This window comes from Prevotella sp. C0209C1 (assembly GCF_056583855.1).
In genome coordinates this window covers 15,710-38,346 of the sequence record NZ_JBWPJP010000007.1, presented here as the reverse complement: position 1 = coordinate 38,346, position 22,637 = coordinate 15,710, and the positions used below count along the sequence as shown (strand labels likewise).

Annotated in this window: 15 protein-coding genes; 7 read left to right on the top strand and 8 right to left on the bottom strand. The window is 35.8% G+C overall.

Features of this window, described 5'->3' with window-relative positions; genetic code table 11:
- The 4 genes from AC1DCD_RS03095 to AC1DCD_RS03080 all read right to left on the bottom strand — a co-directional run bounded on the left by AC1DCD_RS03095 (position 1) and on the right by AC1DCD_RS03080 (position 7,225).
- Positions 1 to 1,866, bottom strand: coding sequence for a DNA topoisomerase 3 (locus tag AC1DCD_RS03095; protein ID WP_464640370.1), 1,866 nt, complete (start codon positions 1,864 to 1,866; stop codon positions 1 to 3).
- 236 nt (positions 1,867 to 2,102) lie between these two features.
- Positions 2,103 to 5,456 (bottom strand): preprotein translocase subunit SecA, encoded by a 3,354-nt coding sequence (gene secA, locus AC1DCD_RS03090; RefSeq protein ID WP_464640372.1) that lies wholly within the window; start codon positions 5,454 to 5,456, stop codon positions 2,103 to 2,105.
- A 168-nt stretch (positions 5,457 to 5,624) separates the two neighbouring features.
- A complete protein-coding gene (locus AC1DCD_RS03085; RefSeq protein WP_019035607.1) occupies positions 5,625 to 5,981 on the bottom strand; it encodes a hypothetical protein in 357 nt (118 codons plus the stop codon).
- A gap of 14 nt (positions 5,982 to 5,995) precedes the next feature.
- On the bottom strand, positions 5,996 to 7,225 hold the full coding sequence (locus tag AC1DCD_RS03080; RefSeq protein WP_464640374.1) for a lipoprotein N-acyltransferase Lnb domain-containing protein: 1,230 nt from the start codon (positions 7,223 to 7,225) through the stop codon (positions 5,996 to 5,998).
- Between the two features lie 154 nt (positions 7,226 to 7,379).
- Here AC1DCD_RS03080 and bamG point away from each other — a divergent pair, with 154 nt between their 5' ends.
- From bamG to queG, 7 genes are all read left to right on the top strand, one after another.
- On the top strand, positions 7,380 to 8,687 hold the full coding sequence (gene bamG / locus AC1DCD_RS03075; RefSeq protein ID WP_464640376.1) for a BamG family beta-barrel-assembly machinery protein: 1,308 nt from the start codon (positions 7,380 to 7,382) through the stop codon (positions 8,685 to 8,687).
- Positions 8,688 to 8,694: 7 nt separating this feature from the next.
- A complete protein-coding gene (lptC, locus tag AC1DCD_RS03070) occupies positions 8,695 to 9,354 on the top strand; it encodes an LPS export ABC transporter periplasmic protein LptC (RefSeq protein WP_464640378.1) in 660 nt (219 codons plus the stop codon).
- Between the two features lie 13 nt (positions 9,355 to 9,367).
- Complete coding sequence (locus AC1DCD_RS03065; protein ID WP_008449320.1) at positions 9,368 to 10,633, top strand: hemolysin family protein; 1,266 nt, start codon at positions 9,368 to 9,370, stop codon at positions 10,631 to 10,633.
- Positions 10,634 to 10,728: 95 nt separating this feature from the next.
- Entirely contained in the window at positions 10,729 to 12,876 is a 2,148-nt protein-coding gene (locus tag AC1DCD_RS03060) for a peptidylprolyl isomerase (protein ID WP_464640380.1), read from the top strand.
- 365 nt (positions 12,877 to 13,241) lie between these two features.
- Positions 13,242 to 16,574 carry a protein O-mannosyl-transferase family gene (locus AC1DCD_RS03055; RefSeq protein ID WP_464640382.1) on the top strand — a complete coding sequence of 1,111 codons (3,333 nt, stop codon included), beginning with the start codon at positions 13,242 to 13,244 and terminating at the stop codon, positions 16,572 to 16,574.
- 98 nt (positions 16,575 to 16,672) lie between these two features.
- On the top strand, positions 16,673 to 17,311 hold the full coding sequence (locus AC1DCD_RS03050; protein WP_008449306.1) for a polysaccharide deacetylase family protein: 639 nt from the start codon (positions 16,673 to 16,675) through the stop codon (positions 17,309 to 17,311).
- Positions 17,312 to 17,468: 157 nt separating this feature from the next.
- Positions 17,469 to 18,401 (top strand): tRNA epoxyqueuosine(34) reductase QueG, encoded by a 933-nt coding sequence (gene queG, locus AC1DCD_RS03045; RefSeq protein ID WP_464640384.1) that lies wholly within the window; start codon positions 17,469 to 17,471, stop codon positions 18,399 to 18,401.
- A gap of 30 nt (positions 18,402 to 18,431) precedes the next feature.
- Here queG and AC1DCD_RS03040 read toward each other — a convergent pair whose 3' ends face one another.
- The 4 genes from AC1DCD_RS03040 to AC1DCD_RS03025 form a co-directional block, all read right to left on the bottom strand.
- Positions 18,432 to 18,752, bottom strand: a complete 321-nt coding sequence (locus AC1DCD_RS03040; protein ID WP_036854456.1) for a cupin domain-containing protein — start codon at positions 18,750 to 18,752, stop codon at positions 18,432 to 18,434.
- 139 nt (positions 18,753 to 18,891) lie between these two features.
- The gene (locus tag AC1DCD_RS03035) at positions 18,892 to 19,566 is read right to left on the bottom strand and encodes a thiamine diphosphokinase (protein WP_008449228.1); all 675 of its coding nucleotides are present in this window, start codon (positions 19,564 to 19,566) and stop codon (positions 18,892 to 18,894) included.
- 4 nt (positions 19,567 to 19,570) lie between these two features.
- Positions 19,571 to 20,188: a nicotinamide riboside transporter PnuC gene (gene pnuC / locus AC1DCD_RS03030; protein WP_464640387.1), complete on the bottom strand. Its 618-nt coding sequence runs from the start codon at positions 20,186 to 20,188 to the stop codon at positions 19,571 to 19,573.
- Positions 20,189 to 20,213: 25 nt separating this feature from the next.
- Positions 20,214 to 22,613 carry a TonB-dependent receptor gene (locus AC1DCD_RS03025; protein WP_464640389.1) on the bottom strand — a complete coding sequence of 800 codons (2,400 nt, stop codon included), beginning with the start codon at positions 22,611 to 22,613 and terminating at the stop codon, positions 20,214 to 20,216.
- Positions 22,614 to 22,637 lie beyond the last annotated feature (24 nt).

Genomic DNA, 22,637 nt, shown 5'->3' with positions numbered 1-22,637 from the left:
TTAGTCGTTGAGTGTTATCTTTCTGTTACTATTGTCTGAAAGCACATCGCACACAATGGTGTTAATTTGTTCCTTTAGTTCGTTAATAAACATTGCTGCATCATATTTTTTAGCTTCTATATCACGAAGTTTTTTCTCCCATATCCCTGTAAGTTCGGCAGATGTTAATAGCTTCTCTTTTATAGTATCAATGAGTGCTATACCTATGGGAGTAGCTTCGAGGTTTTTCCTTTTGCGTTTAATATAATGGCGTTTAAAGAGAGTTTCTATAATTCCTGCCCGTGAAGATGGGCGTCCTATGCCGTTTTCTTTTAGAGCTGCTCGTAGTGTATCGTCGTTTACTAACCTGCCCGCAGTTTCCATAGCACGGAGTAAAGAAGCCTCTGTGTAATGTTTTGGGGGCATAGTCTGTTTCTCTGTTAGGGTAGGTTTATGTGGTCCTTGTTCTCCTTTTGTAAATGTAGGTAGTATTTTTTCTTCTACTTTATCTTTTGTATTATCATCGTTTTCGTCTTCTTTTTTATTATTATCTTCTTTGTTGTTTAAGGCGTAGCATACCCGCCAGCCTTGTTTGAGTATTTCTTTACCTGAAGTTTTAAATTCTATAGAGTTTACTTTACCAACGATGGTAGTAGTAGAGTATTTACATTCGGGGTAGAAAGCTGCAATAAAGCGTCGTGTAATGAGATCGAAAACGTTGCGTTCTGCATCTGATAGCCCCCGTGGGATAACTCCTGTAGGTATTATAGCATGGTGATCGGTAACCTTAGTGTTGTCGAAAACTCGTTTAGTCTTAGGCAAATCTTTTCCGCTTAGTGCTTTTACAAGCTCTTTGTAAGGTGCTATGTTTGCAAATTTAGTTTGGAAGATGCCATTCATTATTTGCGGACACTTTTTGTATATATCCTCCGATAGGTATTGTGTGTCTACGCGGGGATAGGTAGTAATCTTCTTTTCGTATAAAGACTGGATAAGATTGAGAGTCATTTCGGCAGAATAGCCATACTTTCTGTTGCAATCTACTTGCAGTGAAGTTAAGTCGTATAGTTGTTTAGGCTGTTCGGTTCCTTTTTTCTTGGTAATGTTAGTTACCTCAAAAGGTTTACCTTCTATGGTAGAAAACGCCTGTTCTCCTTCTTCTTTTGATGTAAACTTGCCTTTTGTTGCAGTAAAAAGAGTATTACGATATATCGTAGCAAGCACCCAAAAAGGTTGTGGCTTAAAATTGTTTATTTCCTTTTGTCGCTGTACAATTAGTGCAAGTGTAGGTGTTTGCACTCTTCCTATGGAAAGTACTTGAGGCTTTTTGCCATAGTGATTATTGCCATATTTAATGGTATATAGCCGTGTAGCATTCATTCCTAAGAGCCAATCTCCTATGGCGCGAGCTAAACCTGCAAGGTAAAGTGATTGATATTGGTCTTGATTTCTCAGATTTTGAAACCCTTCGCGTATGGCCTCATCAGTCATAGATGATATCCATAAGCGTTTCACAGGGCATGTTACACCAGCTTTTTGCATTACCCATCTCTGTATAAGCTCTCCTTCTTGCCCAGCATCACCACAATTGATTATTTCTTCTGCGTTTTTATATAGCTTTTCTATAATGGAGAATTGCTTTTTTATTCCGTCATCTTCTATTAGTTTTATTCCAAACTTAGAGGGTATCATAGGTAAGGAACTCAGGTTCCAATGTTTCCACTTGTTATTGTAATCATTGGGTTCTTTCAGTTCGCATAGATGTCCGAATGTCCACGTTACCTGATATCCATTACCCTCAAGGTATCCGTTTTTTAGTGTTGTAGCTCCTAAAATGCGTGCTATATCGCGTGCCACGCTTGGTTTCTCTGCTATGCAAACTTTCATTTTTTGTTTTATATCTTTTTCTGTTTTATATATAATAGTGTGTGAAAAGCAGTGAAATTTTCACGTTACAAAGATACAGAAATTATTTAAAGCTATAAAAGAAATAATATCTACATAATAATATAGGTTGTTTATATTATATGTTTTTTATAGGAAAGTCTCCACTTTTTTTATATTGTACGTAAGTAAAAAGCCATGTTTACCATATAGTTGATAGGTAAACATGGCTTGTTCTTTTATAAGTTTCTGCCGTGACAATGCTTAAATTTCTTACCACTTCCACACGGACATGGGTCGTTAGGACGTGGAGTCTTTTCTGCTATATATGGAGTACGAGTAACATTTTGTGCTCCCTGACGTGTGTCTTGTGAAGCGGCAGCTAATTGGTTTTCGTCTACAAGTTCTTCTTTTTGTTCAACATACTTTGGTGCTGGAGCCTCAGTATTAGTGTTTTCTACTGGGGGTTCTCCCTGCATTTCTGGTATTTGACCACGCATTAAGACGCTTGCAGCTCTGTTATTAAGATCGTTAATCATATTGTCCCATAGCTTAACGCTTTCAAGTTTGAATATCAACAAAGGATCTTTTTGTTCGTAAGAAGCGTTTTGTACAGAGTGGCGCAGTTCGTCGAGCTGGCGTAGATTCTCTTTCCAATCATCATCAATGATATGTAGTAGTACGCTTTTCTCAAACTGTTTCACAACCGATTTGGCTTCTGTGTCGTATGCTTCTTTTAAGTCGCAAGGTATATTGTATACGCGTTTACCATCAGTAATAGGAACCATGATGCGTTGATAAATAGAGCCTTGGTTTTCATACACTTCTTTTATGATAGGCCATGCCACAGTCTGTATGCGTTCTGTCTTACGTTCGAAGGCTGCCATTGCTTGTTGGAAAGATTTCTCTGCAAGCTCATCGTGGCGTATAGTGTTGAATTCTTCCTCTGTAAAAGGGCATTCTATAGACAAAATCTTTAAAAAATCTTCTACGCAACCATCATACGTTTGGTTGTTAAGAGTGTTCACACATCTATCCCAGATGATGTTAGATATGTCCATACCTATGCGTTCTCCCATTAAGGCGTGGCGTCTTTTTTCGTATATTACAGTACGTTGTTTGTTCATCACATCATCGTATTCTAATAAACGTTTACGGATACCAAAGTTGTTTTCCTCTACTTTCTTTTGAGCGCGTTCTATGCTGTTAGAGATCATAGAGCTTTCTATGCGTTCACCCTCAGCGAATCCTAAACGGTCCATAACTTTTGCGATACGTTCTGACCCGAATAGGCGCATCAGTTTGTCTTCGAGAGATACATAGAAGACAGAAGAGCCTGGGTCTCCTTGACGTCCTGCACGACCACGAAGCTGCCTGTCTACACGTCTGCTCTCATGCCGTTCAGTACCAATGATAGCAAGTCCGCCAGCTTCTTTTACCTCTTGTGATAGCTTAATGTCAGTACCACGTCCTGCCATGTTAGTGGCTATGGTTACTGCTCCTAAACCATTAGTAGAGCGACCAGCCTCTGCTACTATCTGAGCTTCTTTTAAATGTTGTTTAGCGTTTAGCACCTGATGAGGAATCTTACGCATATTAAGCATTTTGCTTAGAAGTTCGCTTATCTCTACCGACGTAGTACCTACTAAGGTAGGTCGTCCTGCATTGCGCATTTCGATAATTTCTTCTATAACAGCAGCATATTTTTCTCTTGCAGTTTTGTAGACACGGTCTTCTAAATCATGACGTGATATAGGCTTATTAGTAGGTATTTCTACAACATCGAGCTTGTATATATCCCAAAATTCTCCCGATTCGGTTGATGCAGTACCTGTCATACCAGCGAGCTTGTGATACATACGGAAATAGTTTTGTAGCGTTATAGTAGCAAATGTTTGTGTAGCAGCTTCCACTTTAACGTGTTCTTTTGCTTCTACAGCTTGGTGTAAGCCATCGCTCCAGCGACGTCCTTCCATGATACGTCCCGTCTGTTCATCTACAATCTTTACTTCTCCGTTAAGTACGACATATTCATCATCTTTGTTAAACATGGTATAAGCCTTCAGCAATTGTTGCAGTGTGTGTACTCGCTCACTCTGAATGCCATAGTTATTCATTATGTCGTCTTTTTTGTCGATGTACTCTTGCTCGTTAATAAGCTTGTCTTCTTTTTGTTTTTCAAGATCGGAAAGCTCGGTAGTTATGTCAGGTAAAACGAAGAGTTTAGCATCATTTACTTGTGTAGCTAACCATGCAGACCCCTTATCGGTAAGGTCGCACGAGTTCATCTTTTCTTCTGTTACAAAATAAAGAGGCTCTATAGCCTTGGGCATTTCTCGATTATTATTAGCCATGTAATACTCTTCTGTTTTGAGCATACCAGCCTTGATACCTTCTTCTGATAAGAATTTTATAAGAGCTTTGTTCTTAGGTAGTGCTTTATACGAACGGTAAAGAGCTAAGAACCCTTCTTCTAACATCTGCGAAGCCTCTTTTCCGTTAGGCATTTTCTGTGCTTTGCTTATTTTGGAACGTGCTTCTGATAGAAGTTCTGTAGCTTGCTTTCGTTGTACCTCGTATAGATTTTGCACTAAAGGCTGATACTCTTCAAACATCTGGTCATCTCCCTTAGGCACAGGACCGCTTATGATGAGAGGTGTTCGTGCATCGTCTATTAATACAGAGTCTACCTCGTCAACAATAGCATAATTGTGCTGACGCTGAACAAGGTCGGTAGGTGATACAGCCATATTGTCGCGTAGATAGTCGAAACCAAACTCGTTGTTGGTACCAAAAGTTATATCTGCTTGGTAGGCTTGACGTCGTTCAGGAGAGTTAGGCTGTGTTTTATCAATACAGTCTACAGACAGCCCGTGAAACTCATATAAAGGTCCCATCCATTCAGAGTCGCGCTTTGCCAGATAGTCGTTTACAGTTACTACGTGTACACCATTACCTGTTAGCGCGTTTAGGAATACGGGAAGAGTAGAAACAAGTGTTTTTCCCTCACCAGTAGCCATTTCAGCTATCTTTCCTTGATGAAGTACCGTACCTCCGAAAAGCTGTACATCATAGTGTATCATTTCCCATTTCAGGTCATTTCCTCCAGCAGTCCAATGGTTATGATAGTGTGCTTTGTCGCCTTCTATAGAGATAAAGTCTTTTGTAGGGTCGGCAGCGAGGTTGCGATCAAAGTCGGTTGCTGTAACTATAGTTTCTTCGTTTTCAGCAAAGCGGCGTGCAGTATCTTTTACAATAGAGAATGCTACAGGCATTACCTCGTCGAGAGCAGCTTCGTAATTGTCGAGAGCTTCTTTTTCTAACTTATCTATTTGGTTAAAGATATTTTCACGTTCTTCTATTGGTGTGCCCTCTATGGTGGCACGTAGTTCTGCTATTTTCTCGCGTTGTTCTTTAGCTGCATCTTGTACAAACTGTTTTATTTCTTTTGTTTTAGCACGTAGCTCATCGTTGCTAAGTGCTTGTATCTCTGGGTAAGCAGCTTTTATCTTGTCTACAAGTGGCTGTATAAGTTTTAAGTCGCGTGAAGACTTATCTCCGAAAATGGCTTTTAATATTTTGTTAAAATTCATTACTTCTATGTTTTATTGTTATTTTATGGTATGCTCCTTTTGAAATATTTAAATATCAGAGCTTTACCTGTTGTTTTTAAAAGGTTACCTTTTGTAGTGTAAAAGGTTATCTTTTGCACAGTAAACTGTTATCCTTTATTTTTTGATATGTAATTGTAAAAAAAAATACTAACAGTTTGGACCTCTAATAAAAATAGGGTTTGTTATAGTTTTGTATGGTAAATTAGCCTTATTATTATTGATATTTAAGAGGCAACAATCTGTTATTTTTCCAATAATAGTTGTGTCTACTTGGCATATAAAGTATTTTTCTTGTATAGGCTGTGTTTTGTTATCTTTATGTTCTTCATATAGTAGCTTTATGATGTTGGTGATATTATCTTCTAAGTCTTTAAAGTCCTGATATGTATAAAGATTTTCTATAGCGGCATCGCCTAAAGTTGCTTTCAGTATAGCTTGGTAAGTTTGTGTCTCTACGCCCGTAGCGGTTAACACTACGAGGAAAGCTGTTATATATTTATTCATTTTTGTAGACGACACTATTTTACCGTTTTAAGTTTGTTTTCGTGTTCAATTAATATATGTACTCCACAATTAAGGAGCAAGAATAATGCCACAATTACAGCAGGAGTGGGGTAATATTGTATAAACCCTATAAGAAGTCCTATTATAATAAGTATAGCCCATAGCTTCCACCAGATGTTTTTCTTTAGAGTTTTGTTTCTTTTTATAGTAGTATAAAGGAAGAAAAGAGGTAGTGGGTTAAAGATAAAGATAAGCCCATTAGCATTAACACAAGGGTGTTCTGAGAAAATCATGACAGTGAGAATTATTCCTATAATGCCTGTAAAAATCATTAGAAAAGAGTCCCAAAGCGATATTGCTATTACTTTTTTTACTTCGATGAGATTAATAATAAAAGTTATAATGATAAAGATTATAACACAAATCATCGGTGATGGTATAAAGTTGTCGCTAAAGCTAAAATCTGTTGTGTTTGTTTTGTGTGGTATAACACGTAGGAGCTTATTAGTTTTGCTTATTAAAGGCTTACCATCGTATGTAGCAGAAGCAAAATCGTGCATAAGGTTATCGGGCAAGAATTGTTGCTCTTGCCTGTTGGTAGGCTTGTCAGCTTTTACTCCAAGCAGCATATCATCACCAAGTTGTGCCCATTTATCTACATTATTATAACGGTGAATAATATTTCTGAAACTAACGTTTTCTATATTCCTGTTATATTTTACTTTACCATTAAGGTTGTCTATAATAAGATCTCTTGCCTTGCTTGTACAGTTATTGTAAAAGAAGTTATATCTATAGGTTATGTTTTCAGGTAAGGTGTTTGTTATAAGAGCCTGTAAAATGGCTTCTTTGTCTTTGTCAGAAATGTTAAGAATTTGTTCTGTTATGCCTCTGCCCTCGTAAGCATATTCTTTCATAAAGATATTCATCGGAACAATTCCCATTTGATAATCGGTCTTTCCTAAAACAAAGCGAGGGATAAAATGGGGCTGATTAAAAGAAAACATGCCATAGTTTACCACAATGTCGAAATTATCATCGTAGGCATAAGCGTTATCTTCTTTAAACCGTATAGCAGTATGTCCAAACAATGCCCATATCTCTTTGCCGGGGGAGCATGTTAGCAATGATATTTGTAAAGTCTTAGGATTAAGATGTGAAGGCTCTACAATAGGCGTTTCTGCCCATGCTTGTAAAGATGCAAGTAAACTAATAATAAATATGTAAACGTAGCGACTTCTCATATTATTTGCAAAGGTAATAGAAAAAAGGGATTTGCCAAAGAAAGCTTTAAAAAAACAAATTATGCGGGTGTATTTCTATTAACACCAAAAATTTTTAATAACTTTGTACCCTGTATATATTATAACGTGTAAATAACAAGCAGTCATAAGCATAATGAAAAAGATAATAGTATCAATTGTGATAGGCCTGTCATCAATGGTGGCATTTGCCCAAAGTAGTACAAACTCCCCATATAGTAGGTTTGGATTAGGAACAATATCGCCACTATCTACAAGTTTTAATCGTGGAATGGCAGGTGTTGCTTATGGCTTTCATGAACAAAATCAGGTAAATTATCAAAATCCGGCTTCGTATGCTTCTGTCGATTCGCTTACGTTTTTGTTTGATGCAGGTTTAGGTTTACAGCTTACTAACTTTGAAGAGGGAGGTGTAAAACGAAGTGCACAGAATGCTAATTTTGAGTATGTTGTCTCGTCGTTTCGCCTTTTTAAGCATTTTGGTGTTAGCTTTGGGCTATTACCTTATACTAATATAGGTTATAATTATAGTATAACATCAAATGTGAATGATTCTCCAAGCACATCGTCTCCTGATGTTACTTATACTAATATATATAGTGGAAGTGGTGGTCTTCATCAGATATATTTAGGAGCAGGCTATTCGCCTTTATCTAATCTCTCTATAGGTTTTAATATTGCTTATCTTTGGGGAGATTTGCAGCATAGAATAGATAATACTTATAGTGAAGGAAGTATCAATACCTTGTCGAAGGTTTATAATACTACGGTTAGAAGTTATAAGGCAGATTTTGGTATACAGTACACTTTTCCTTTGAAAAATAAAGATGAGTTTACCCTTGGAGCTACATACTCTTTTGGACATAAGCTGAAAGGAAATCCAGAATGTTTATTAATATCAACTAATCCTCAGACAAGCGTTTCGGACAGTATTACTTATAGAGCAAATGGAGAACTTAAGTTGCCTCACGTCTTTGGAGCAGGTATAATGTATAATCATCATAACAAGTTAAAAATGGGAGTTGATTATCAGTTTCAGAAATGGAGTAGCTTAGAAATGCCACAGCTTGTTGGTATAGGAAAGGAAAGAAGGTATAATATGGTAAAAGATTTGTATAAGAATCGTCATAAAGTATCTCTTGGTGCAGACTATACTAATGGAGATCAATATAGTAAATATATTAATCGTATGCATTTTCGTGCAGGAGTTAGTTATGCAATGCCTTATTTTAAGATAAATGGTCATGATGGACCTAAAGAGTTTGCTGCTACTATTGGTGTAGGCCTACCTTTAACGAGTGGATATAGTCGTTATAGTATGCTTAATGTTAGTGCAGAGTGGGTTAATCAGAGTGTTATGGGAATGGTAAAGGAGAATATGTTTCGTATTAACGTATCTCTAACGTTTAATGAGCGTTGGTTTGCTAAGTTTAAGGTAGAATAAAGGATCGATGAAAAGCTCTTTCTGTTATTCTGTAGTTGTTATATTTGCCTTATTAGGGTCTTATTCTTTATTATGCTCATGTAATAAAGGACAGGAGCATATAGCCCCTGCTATACATCAACGGGACTCAGTAGCAGTAATGACTACTTATGGTGTAAATACTCTTATATCCGATTCAGGGGTTATAAAATATCGTATAGTAACAGAAGAGTGGGAGGTAAATCAAAATAAGAAGCCTTCACGATGGACTTTTAATAAAGGTATTTTGCTAACACAGTTTGATTTAAAGAAGCATGTAGTAGGATATATTCAGAGCGATACAGCAGTGTATTACGATGAGTTGCAGCGTTGGGAGCTTCGTGGGCGTGTACGTGTGCTTACTGCAAACGGACTTATTTTTAGAAGTAATCAGCTTACTTGGGACGAACGCGACCATCTTCTATGGTCGCATGCTTATTCTTATCTAAAGACACCAGATAAGGAAATGCGCGGCACGTGGTTTAAGAGCGATGAGCAAATGATAGATTATGAAATTAGAAATCCAAAAGGCTGGAGTGTTTTTTCGGAGCCTAAAGATGATGGCGAGGCAACGACACCTACTCCTGCTTTTGCTCCTATAGATACTTTACATCGAGATAACTTTAAGGGTCCGGTGTATAATAAATAAAAAAACTAAAAAAGTGACTATAAACTCTATTATAGGAATTGTCATAACAATGGTGTTATCTGCATTCTTTTCAGGAATGGAGATAGCCTTTGTGGCAAGTAATCGTATGCTTGCCGAAATGGATAAAGAAAGGAATGGGTTAGCACAGAGATGTCTTTCTCAGTTCTATAAAAACCCAAATGGCTTTGTTTCTACGATGCTTGTAGGAAATAATATTGTATTAGTTATATATGGTATCTTATTTGCAAAGATATTTGATGCCACATTATTTTCTTCTTTTGAGCCTGCTACACGCGTCTTTTGTGATACATTGTTATCAACAATGGTAATATTATTTACAGGCGAGTTTTTACCTAAGTCGTTATTTAAGAGTAATCCTAATCGTTTACTTACTTTTTTTGCGCCATTAGCTTATCTTTTTTTTATTATCCTTTGGCCCATAAGCAGGTTTGCTACTTTTATAGCAAAGATATTTTTGAGGCTGTTAGGTGTCAAAATGAATGAGGAGAGGAGTAGTGAAACCTTTTCAAAAGTGGATCTTGATTATCTTGTACAAAGTTCTATAGATAATGCAAAAAGCGAAGATGATATAGAAGAAGAGGTGAAGATATTTCAAAACGCTTTAGATTTTTCTGAAATAAAAGTACGCGACTGTATGGTTCCTCGTACAGAGATTAATGCAGTAGAGGAAAATTGTACAACAGAAGAGCTTTTGCAACGTTTCATAGAAAGTGGTAATTCTAAGATATTAGTTTATGTAGAAGATATAGATCATATAAAAGGTTATATTCATTCTTCAGAGCTTTTCCGTCATAAACAAAGTTGGCAGGAACATATTCTTGAAATGCCTTTTGTACCAGAAACAATGACTGCTCAAAATTTGATGAAGATTTTTCTACAACAGAAGAAAAGTTTAGGGGTGGTAGTTGATGAGTTTGGTGGTACAAGTGGTATAGTATCTTTAGAGGATATAGTAGAAGAGATCTTTGGAGATATAGAAGATGAGCATGATAATGCTAAGTATATAGCAAAAGATTTGGGTAATGGAGAGTATTTATTGTCGGCTCGTCTTGAGATAGATAAGGTGAATGATCTGTTTAATATTAATCTTCCAGAGAGTGATGAGTATATGACATTAAGCGGATTGCTTCTACATACGTATCAAAGTTTTCCAAAACTAAATGAGGTAATAAAGGTGGATAATTATGAATTTCGTATTATAAAAAAGACAATGACAAAGATAGAACTTGTTAAATTAAAAGTATTATCTAAAGATTAAATACATCAGAAATTATGTTAATTGTATTTTTGTTTGTATTTTTGTAGGCAATTTTTAAAAATGATAATAATTAAGAAATAAAATAAATATATAAAATGGCAGTATTAGGTAAAATTAGAAGTAAAGGAACTTTACTTATGATCGTTATCGGCTTGGCTTTGCTTGGTTTCCTTGTAGAGGAAGGAGCACGATCTTGTTCCGGTTTGAAAAACGAGCAACGTTCGCAAGTAGGAGAAATTCTTGGTGAAAAGATTAGTAATCAGGATTTTCAGAAATTAATAGATGAATATCAGTCGGCTATTAAGCTAACTATGCAGCGTGATAACTTATCAGAACAAGAGCTAAATCAGGTAAAAGATCAGGTATGGCATCAGCTTGTTAGTAATCGTGTATTAGAGGCAGATGCTAAGAAGGTAGGATTAACAGTAACAGAGCAAGAAATACAGAATGTGCTCAGTGATGGTACTAATCCTGCTTTAGCGCAAACCCCTTTTGTAAATCAGCAGACAGGGCGTTTTGATGTTAATATATTAAAACAATTTCTTGATAGTTATAATAAAGCAAAAGATACTAATTCTCCACAGTTAGAGCAGATGCAGAGCATTTACAACTATTGGTTGTTTGTAGAGAAGAATCTTCGTTCGCAGCTTCTTGGTCAGAAATATCAGAGCTTGCTTGCCTCTTGTGTGCTTTCTAATAAGGTTGAGGCTAAGTTAGCTTTTAAAGATAATAATGAAGAAGCTCAGATACAGCTTGCTACACTTCCTTATAGCAGTGTAAAAGATGCCGATATAAAAATATCTGATGATGATTTAAAGGCAAAGTATGATGAGCTAAAGGGTATGTTCCGTCAAGCAGTAGAAAGTCGTGATGTTAAGTATGTAGATGTTCAGATTAAGGCAAGTGCAGCCGATCGTAGAGCTATAATGAATAATATGAATAGTTTGCAAAAGGAATTATCTACAACTACCGATGTTTCTTCTGTTGTAAGTAAGAGTGGTAGCATAATACCTTATCTTGATGTTCCTGTAAGTAGTAAGGCTTATCAGCAATATCCTGACATAGCTTCTAAGATAGAAACTTTAGATGTAGGTACAACAGGAGTTACTGAAAACACTCAAGACAACACCTTAAATATTATCCGTGTTCTTTCTAAAGAGCAATTGCCAGACTCTGTAGAGTTCCGTCAGATACAGGTTGTAGCAAACACTCCAGAAGAATCTAAGGTAAAGGCAGACTCTATACAAAAGGCTTTGGCAGGAGGAGCTGATTTTGTTACTATTGCTAAGCGTTATGGTCAGACAGGTGCAAAGGCATGGCTCATAGGTCAGCAATATGAATCTGCTCCAAGTATAGGACAGGATAATCGTACTTTTTTACTGTCATTGTTAAAGGGAGAGGTTAATGCTATCCAAAACGTAGCTTTGACACAAGGAAACGTTATTGTAGAAGTTCTTGAAAAACGAGCAATGACAACTAAGTCGGTTGCTGCAGTTATAAAGAAAGCTATTGATTTCTCAAAAGAAACTCGAGGTATAGCATATAATAAATTCTCTGAATTTGTAGCTAAAAGTACTACTTTAGCAGATCTTCAAAAGAATGCTGGTAGATATGGTTATTTAGTTAAGGACTTGAAAGGTATAACCACTGCAGAGCATTATGTGGCAGGTATCCGTGGCACACGAGATGCTTTGAAATGGATCTTTGAGGCTAAGCAAGGGGATATTTCACCTCTTTTTGAAGTAGGGGATAATGATCACATGTTGGTACTTGTTCTGAACGGGATTCATGAGCAGGGTTATCGTCCATGGAATGATGCTGAGGTGAAAGAAATTCTAAAGCGTGAAGTAATGAAAGATAAGAAAGCTGAAGTTCTAATGGCAAAATTAAAAGGTGTAAAGTCTATAGCTGCAGCTCAAGCTAAGGGAGCTAAAGTATCTATAGTTAACCAGATTACTTTTGCATCACCAGCATTTATTCAGTCGGTAGGTGCTGTTGAGCCAGCGCTTTCTGGTGCCGTAGCAGCTACAGAGCAAGGCAAGTTCTCTAAAAAACCAGTAAAGGGTAATGCTGGGGTATATGTTTTCCAAGTATTAAAGAAAGCTATGCGAGCAGGGTCTAAGTTTAATGAGGCACAGCTTGAGCAGCAGTTATCTCAGCAGTCAATGCAAATAGTAGGCGGTTTTATGCAGGATTTAGTGCTTAAAGCTCATGTTGTAGATAATCGCTATTTATTCTTCTAATATAAATAATTTACTGATATTATATAAAAAGAGCCGTTCTTATAACAAGAGCGGCTCTTTTATTTTATAATTAAAGGTATACTTAAAAGCAAAGTTTCTATTTAACAGAATACTAAGAGAAGTACGGTGTGGAAAAGTTAGTTTTACTGTAATAAAATAAGAGTTATTCAAAGTTTAGCTTAAATTTGGTATCTATGGGTTTATTTTATAATATTTTCTATCTAAGTTTTTTTTTGTTTTTTTCTTATAGCTTTCACTATATAATATAATTTATATTGGTATCTTTGCAACAAATATCGTAGAATTAATAAAATAAGATAGCTACTATTAGTTAGTTGCAATTATTTTTAAAACAGAATAAATATATGAAAAAGTTTAGACTTGTGGATAACATTTTAGGCTGGGTGGCTTTTCTTATAGCTGCTTTTACCTATGTTTCCACTATCGAGCCAACGGCGAGCTTTTGGGATTGCCCTGAATTTATCACAACAGGTTACAAACTTGAGATAGGACATCCTCCTGGGGCACCTTTTTTTGCAATAACAGCTAATCTTTTTTCACACTTTGCCAGTGATCCTACGCAAGTGGCAAGAATGGTAAACACAATGAGTGCTTTGTTGTCAGCTACTTGTATTATGTTTCTTTTTTGGACTATTACTCACCTTACTCGTCGCCTTATAGTGCGTGAGAAAGGAAGTATTTCTTTGCCAAAACTTATTGCAATAGAAGCATCAGGGTTAGTAGGCGCTCTTATTTATACATGGAGTGATACTTTTTGGTTTTCTGCTGTAGAGGGTGAAGTATATGCTTACTCTTCGGCTTTCACAGCAGTAGTGTTTTGGCTTATACTTAAATGGGAGGATAATGCTGATAAGCCACATTCTGATAAATGGTTAGTACTTATAACTTATATGACAGGTCTATCTATTGGTGTTCATTTGTTAAACCTTCTTTGTATACCTGCTATAGTTTTAGTATTCTATTATAAGAAATATCCAAATGCTAATCTTAAAGGCTCTCTTATAGCTTTGCTAATATCTATTATATTGGTTGCTGCTGTGCTTTATGGTGTTGTGCCGGGAATTATTACCGTAGGAGGTTGGTTTGAATTGTTCTTTACAAACACCTTGGGAATGCCTTTTAATACAGGTACTATTATTTATATTATTTTATTGATAGGTTCGTTTATTTGGGCTATTTATGAAACTTATCAAAATAGTAATGAGAAGCGTCAGAATATTGCTTTTTTAGTAGCTTTAGCTTTGATAGGTATTCCTTTTGTAGGCTTTGGTTGGAAGGCTTTTTTTACAGGCATTGTAATACTTGCAATAGTCTTTGGTGTATTGCATGTAAAGTGTAAAAGAACCATAGGTGGTAAAAATGGTAGAACACCTCTTATATCTTCTCGTATAAAAAACACAGCGTTGCTATGTATGTTGATGCTTATTATAGGCTATTCTTCCTATGCATTAATAGTGATTAGATCTACAGCTAATCCGCCAATGGATCAAAATTCGCCAGAAGATATTTTTACTTTAGGAAGTTATTTGAGTAGAAATCAGTATGGTGATTATCCTTTGCTTTATGGTCAGGCTTATTCAAGTCAGCCAGCAGTAGCTGAAGATGGGCAGCATTACAAGTTCACAAAAGGTGCGCCTGTTTATGAGCGTAAGGAGAAAGCCTCACCTACGGAGAAGGATTCGTATTTTGTTGTCCGCACTAAAGATAAATTGCAATATTCACAGAATATGTTTTTTCCACGAATGTGGGATTATCAACATGCAGGACAATATGAGCAATGGATGGGAGGTATTACAGGTCATGATGTAGATGGTGTGAAGATGCCTACACAAGCAGAGAACATTCGCTTTTTTCTTTCATACCAGTGTAATTTCATGTACTGGAGGTATTTTATGTGGAACTTTGCAGGACGTCAAAACGATATACAAGGGAATGGCGAGCCTGAGCATGGTAATTGGATAACAGGTATACCATTTATAGATAATGCTTTGTATGGTAATCAAAGTTTGATGCCTGACGATTTGAAAGCGAACAAAGGTCATAATGTGTTCTATTGCTTGCCTTTACTACTCGGATTAATCGGACTTTTTTGGCAAGCATGGCGTGGAAAACGTGGGATTCAACAATTTTGGGTAGTCTTCTTCCTGTTCTTTATGACAGGTTTAGCTATCGTATTATATCTTAATCAATATCCTGGGCAGCCACGTGAGCGTGACTATGCTTATGCAGGGTCATTCTATGCTTTTTCTATTTGGTGTGGTTTGGGTGTTGCAGCTTTATATGATTGGGCTAAAAAACTTAAAGTGCCAGCAGTAGTCTCAGCAGCAGTTGTTAGTATAATATGTTTACTTGTTCCTATTCAAATGGTATCTCAAACATGGGACGACCACGACCGTTCAGGGCGTTATGCTTGTAGAGATTTCGGACAAAATTATCTTAATTCACTACAAAAGAAAGGTAATCCTATAATATTTACTAATGGCGATAATGATACTTTCCCATTATGGTATAATCAGGAGGTAGAAGGTGTGCGTACAGATGTACGTGTATGTAACTTAAATTATCTGCAGGCAGATTGGTACATTGACCAGATGCGCCGTCCAGCTTATAACTCTCCAAGTGTGCCTATTAAATGGCGGCGTTTAGATTACGTAAGTGGGACTAACGAAATGATACCAATACAGCCAGGATTAAAGGAGCAGATAAAAGAGTTTTATCATCAAAATCCAGCAGAAGCAAAGAGGGTTTTTGGCAAAGATCCTTTTGAATTGAAGAATATTTTGAGGTATTGGGTACGTTCTAAAGATGATGAAACGCATGTTATTCCTACTGATACTATTTATATGACAATAGATAAAGAAGCGGTAAAACGTAGTGGCATGATGTTGCCTTCAGGCTCTATACCAGATAAGATGATTATTTCGTTAAAAGGTAAAGATGCTCTATATAAGAACGACTTGATGATGCTTGAAATGATTGCGAATACTAATTGGACTCGTCCTCTATATGTAGCAATTACAGTAGGAGGAGAAAATTTCATGAATCTTGGCGACAACTTCATACAAGAAGGTTTAGCTTATAGAATTACTCCATTTACTACTACAGAAAATAACGCTGGTAAGACGTTAAGTATTCGTAATTATGATGCAGAGAAAACGTATGATGCTGTTATGCATAAGTTTAAATGGGGTGGGCTCTCTAATCCTCATTTCTATCTTGATGAAACTATTGCTCGTATGGCTTATACTCATCGGCGTGAGATAGGTCAGTTAGCTTTAAACCTTATAGCAGAAGGTAAAAAGGATAAAGCATTGAAGGTTTTACAAAAGGTTGATAAAGAAATACCTTTTTCGGTAGTACCATGTGTGTATATGAGTGGTGCTGAAAGCTTAGCAAAAGCTTATTCTTTACTTGGAAAGAAAGTCAAGGCTACCCAAATATATGACAAGCTTTGGAAAAACTCTAAGCAGTATGTCAATTATTATATGAGTCTTAATAGTCGTTATTTTGATATGACGCAAGAGTCATGTAAGATGCATTTCCAAATAATGATGAACATTATTCAGGATAACAAAATGCTCAATTCTTCATGGGCAGCTAAACATGCAAAAGAATTAAGTATGCTTATGCAAAACTTTGAGGCATTAGGTGGGGCTTTAAGATCTTACGGACAATAGAAAAACAGAGCAGAAATTATAGCCGAGGATAGTTTAAGATAAAGACTATCTCTCGGCTTTTCATTATTTAAATTGTTTATAAAAAAATAATATTATAAATGCTTATAGAACAACCAGCACGATGGCTTAGGCTTTTTTATCCTCATGCTTTATGGCGAATGGACAAGAAAGATCATTCTGTTTATATTACTTTCGATGATGGTCCAATACCAGAAGCAACACCATTCATTCTTGATGTGTTAGATGAGTTTGAAGCAAAAGCGATGTTTTTTGTAGTTGCTGATAATGTAGCAAAGTATCCAGAATTATTTGAAGAGATAAAAAAACGTGGACATATGGTAGGAAATCATACCTATCATCATTTAGGATCTTTTAAGCATTGGACTTTAACTTATGCTATAGATGTTACAAAGGCAGATGCTATAATAAAGTCGCCATATTTCCGTCCACCACATGGTATATTACGCCACACGTTATATTGGTGGATTAAGCAACATTATCGTGTAGTAATGTGGGATCTTGTTACACGTGATTATTCTAAATATCTTACGGCAAAAGATGTTGTAGACAATGTAAAAAGATATGCTCGTAACGGATCTATAATAACCTTTCATGACTCTTTAAAAAGTATTGATAAGCTAAAAACGGCTCTCCCGGAATCGTTGCAATGGCTTAAGGAACAAGGATATGAGTTTAAGCTGTTTCCTAAAGACCCTAAAGACACTTATAACTTTTAGCTGTAAAAAAAGTAGATGAATAGTTATAGGAATAGTTTCATACATAAGAGGATTTATAGATGTATGCTTTCTTATATATTTATCTAAATTAAGATATTCTGTTTTGTTTTTATAATAATAAAGGGTAGTTGTCTCTTTCTAAAAAACACTTATTTATATGCTTTCTTCTTATGTAATAAAACAAGAAGCCAAACTATTAGGATTCTTTGCATGTGGTATGGCAAAGGCTTTACCTGTAGAAGAAAAGGTAGCAAAAGCATATAGAAAATGGATTGATAGTGGTAACGAAGCAGGAATGTTATATATGGCAAACAATGTTGAGAAGCGGTTAGACCCTCGTTTGCTTGTACCCGGAGTAAAAACAATAATATCGGTAGCATTAAGCTATGCGCCTTCAAAAACTATTCCGGAGACCGAATATCAAATATCAGCATATGCCCTTGGACAGGATTATCACACATTGATGAAGGAGCGATTACGTGTTTTTGCAGAAAAGATCTTACCTGTGCCACTATCTGAAATAGGTGATAATGTTGTGAGATGTTTTTGTGATACAGCTCCCGTGTTAGAGCGTTATTGGGCTACTAAGGCGGGATTAGGCTGGATAGGTAAAAACCATCAACTTATCATACCACATGCAGGCTCAATGTTTTTCTTAGGAGAAGTATTTCTTCCCTTTGAAGTAGATATATACGATGAGCCTATAGAGGGTCGTTGTGGTAAATGTCATCGTTGTTTAGATGCTTGCCCTACTAAGGCTATTAGTGAAGATCCTGTATTTAAATCGGATAAATGCTTATCTTATCAGCTTATAGAAAATCGTGGGGAGCTGTCTTCTGAAGCAAAAGAGGCTATGGGTAATACTATTTACGGTTGTGATAGGTGTCTTACTTCTTGCCCATGGAATCGTTTTTCTATACCCACTACAGAGCCTAAATTGCAGCCAAAACCCGAACTTCTCATGATGACTAAGGAAGATTGGCATAATCTTACGGTGGAAGAGTATCGTAAGCTGTTTAAAGGATCTGCTGTAAAGCGTGTGAAGTTTGAAGGACTAAAGAGAAACATTGCAGCTAAAAATAATAAGTAAAAACTTTTGTTTAATATGTTTTTAGCTTCATTATTCGCCCTTAATCATTGTTAATAACATCTTAAAGCGTTGTGGGGCATAAACAGAATGGCGTGCTCCTTGTGGTATAATAAAGCATTCTCCTTTCTTAATATTATAGGTAATACCTTCTACGTTTAGTGCCATTTCACCCTCAACGACTTGTATAAAGGCATCAAAAGGTGCAGAATGTTCTGATAATCTCTGACCTATATCAAAACTAAATATGGTTATATTACCAGAGCTGTTATGCTCTAATTCTTTACTAACAATGCTTCCTTCTGCATAATTTATCATTTCACTAATAGTGAGAACCTTTGCTTTTTCTATCATCTTTATTATTTATAATTTCTTTTTTTTTAAAAGAGTTTTTCTAATATTGTTATATGTACAATATTTGTGCCAGATGACTAAAAGCAACAAATGTTACTATTTTTTTTATGTAAGATGAACGATGCAAATGGGTGATGGCTTATTCTTTTTGGGCAAATGTTTGATAAACAAGATAAAACCCATTGCCATTGATAGTAAAACTATTAGCTAAAGCTTCATTTAACGTACCTTGCCAAAACTGCTTCATTGGGTAAATATCCCATTTAAGTCCTTCCGATTTTAGAGAAGTGCAAGAGCAATTAAAAACGCTTACTTGCTGTTTAGGTAAAGAGCTGAATGTATGTTCACCATTAGAAGTATGAAAATATCCATAGTCTGTTATCATTGTTGGTATAATTCCTAATTCTTTATAATAATACATCATTAACGAAATATTACCTATGGTGTGATCTTCTCGTTTACCAGTAGCACCTATGTAACAAAATCGAGGTAGCTGTTTACCAACATGTTCTTTGTCTATATGTGCAAGAGCATATCGAGTAGCTTTTGTCAGATCGTTTTCTTCTTGTTCTTCTATTTGGTGATAAATATCAGAAAAGCGTTGTTTTAAAGTGTTGTTTATAGAGTCGCCATCTCCTATAATAGCAGTTGGTGTTATGTTAAGTTTTAAGAGGTTAGCTAAAGCACCATCACAAACAAAAAGTTTTTTAGCTTGTCTTAATATTTTTATAGGTAAAGAATGCTGTGGAAAATCGCCTGCAGCGAGTATTACAGCATCATAATATATAGGGAAATTATTTATAATATCGTTCATTATATTATTTTTCTTCTTTATTTTTATGGTATTCTGCTTTCCATTTTCTATATCCTATAATAGCTAATATAACATAAAGAGCATATAATCCAGCAGTAAAAGGTATATCTTTATAGGCATAAAGCACAGCTAATTCTATATCGGCTATTATCCAAAACAGCCATTGTTCTATATACTTTTTTGATAAAGCCCAAAGCCCTAAAATACTAACAGCATTACCAAAGCTATCGTAAAGAGGTACGTTAGAATTGGTAAAATGTACTAAAACTGTATAAAGAACAAACCATAGTGCTATAAAAATTGCAATAAGAGGTATTAGATAGCGACGTGGTAAATGAGTTATAGCCAGTTTTTTTTGTTTTTCTTTATTAGAAAATTTCCAATAAAGAAATCCATAAAGTCCAGCAATAATATAGTAGACCTGCATTCCAAAATCAGCATAAAGCTGTGCTTCATAGTATACAACGAGATATATTATGGGCATAACGATACCTGTAAGCCATAACCAGATGCTTGCTTTATATTCCTGATAAATATATATTAAACCCACCACAGTCCCTATTATCTCAAGTTTTTGATAGTCGGTAAAGAAACTGTGGAGGGTGTTTAAGATTTCTGTCATGTATGTATAACAATGAGAAATTTTATTAGAACTTCAGAGTTATGTTAGCCATAAAGTTGAATCCTGCCATAGGTACGAATCCTATTTGGGTATAACGATTATCGTTTGTATTATTATGATTTTCGCTTTTCAATATAGAGGTATAAACCCAGCCTGATGCAGCATAATGCTTATTGAATATGTTGTTAAAATAATTGCTAAGAACAATCTCTTTTAATCCAAAAGATTTACGATGGAAACGGAATGTGTAACTAACGTTTACGTTAGTCTGGCTATAACAAGGTAATGAGCGTGTAATATTCTCTGTGTTATCAAGATATTGACGGCTCACAAAGTTAGTATGCCAAGTGGCTTTAAAACCTTTATAATGAGCATCTATAAAACCATTTAATATAGCTGATGGTGAGAAAGCAAGGGTAGAATTATTATAATGTATTTTTTCAAAGCTATTTTCATAATCAACACTTGCCATTTCATCAAAATTTTTTATTTTATTTTTACTTAAAGCAGCATTACCTTCTATAGATAACCATGATAAAGGTTGTACACCAGCCTCAAGCTCTACACCCATACGATAACTTCGCTTAATATTGGTAGTTAAATTCTCACCAATGTCGCTTTGTTCACCTGTTTGTACAAACTGGTTGTGGTACCACATACCGTAGAAGTTAGCTCCAGCATGCCATATATTTGCCTGATATTGGTAGCCAAGTTCTAAATCGAGTAATTGTTCTGGCTTAGGAGCAGGATACTTACCATTATCTGTAAAGTTGTTACGCTCAGGCTCACGATGTGCCCATGCTAAAGAGGTATATGCTTTATGCCCCTTTTTATAATAGCTTAAACCTATTTTTGGGTTAAGGAAATGGTATTGTTTATCAATGTTTATATTCTGGTTAATGTATCCGCCTTTTTCTTTATTTTTATAAAACTTATCATTGACACCATCAGATGTGTAGTTTACGTAGCGGTATTGTACATCAGTGAAAACATTTAAAAAGTTGTTAAAATGGTAGCTTGCCTTAATGTAAGCACTATTGTCTTGCTTAAATGCCTTTGAGTCGTAATATTTATAGTCTGCACCATTTGGGCGAAACTTGGCATCAAGTTCCTCATTACCTATATAAGTAAGGTAACCAAAGTGGTTACAATGAAATTGTTGAAGGTTAATTCCTCCAAGAATATCCCACTTATCGTCTTTATAATTGTTAGTATATACTAAACTATATGTATATTGTTGTAAGCCCTTTCTTCGTACAAAGTCAGATTTCTTTACCTCTTTTCCGTCTGCACCTGTAAAGGTTAATCCAAAATACTTTAGTTTCTTATTCTCTTTAAACTCGTTATAATATCCATAACCATATGTATAGTGTATTGCTAAGCGATGGCTCCAGTTGTTATTTGGTTTGTATGAAAAAGAGAGGATATTATGGTTTTGATAAAAGTTATCCGTAGTTTTATCCCAATAAGAGCCATCACGCATTTTATAACGATAAGTTTTATAATTGCCATCGGCATCTTTTTCAAACTTTCCATCTTTACCCTTTATTAAGTTTTCATACAAGGTGTTATATTTACCTAAGCCATTCTTGTACATATCTTTATATGTGGTAATTCCTGTACGTTCTTTATAGCTGCCATCTATTAAACTTCCATCACCATTACCTGCTGTTACACCGTTCCAAGCCTGACCAGTTTTTTCAAAATTGCCAATGTTTTTATAGCTTATGCGCAGGTTGTCATTAGGAAGCCACGTTAATCCTCCATAATAAGAACCAGACCTTCCAGCTGTGCCGTGAACAAAACCTTTTGTTCCTGTTTCGTGATATGCCCCATCGAAGATAAATTTGTTTCCTAACAAGCCTGTAGAAAAATTAGTTCCTACAGAATAAGTGTTATAAGACCCATACGAAGTACTTAACTCTAAAGAAGGAACTAACAGTGGGGAAGCTGTAGCTAAAGAGATAGAACCTCCAAAGGCACCATCACCATTTGTAGAAGTTCCTATACCACGCTGTATCTGTACACTACCTAAAAGTGTGGCATACGAATTCATGTTAGCCCAAAAAACAGCTTGATCTTCTGGTGAATTGAGCGAAATGCCATCTAAAGTGACATTTATCCTACTTGCTCCTGCGCCTCTTATGCGCATATATACAGAACCAGTACCTAACCCATTTTCACCCCAAGCTATAATGCCAGGAGTACGAGCAAAGAGAAAAGGAAGCTCTTTACCTTGTTTACTAAAACTTTCTAACTCACTTTTCTTAATATTAGCTACAGCGTAAGGCGCATTCTTTGTTACTCTTACACCGGCAACAACTACTTCGTCGAGCTGTCTACTCTTTAAAGTATCAATCCTGCTTTGTGCCATGAGTCCGCTAACACAAGTAAGTGTGCTAACTAAAAATACCATTCTTTTCATGAATGTAATTTATATTATAATTTA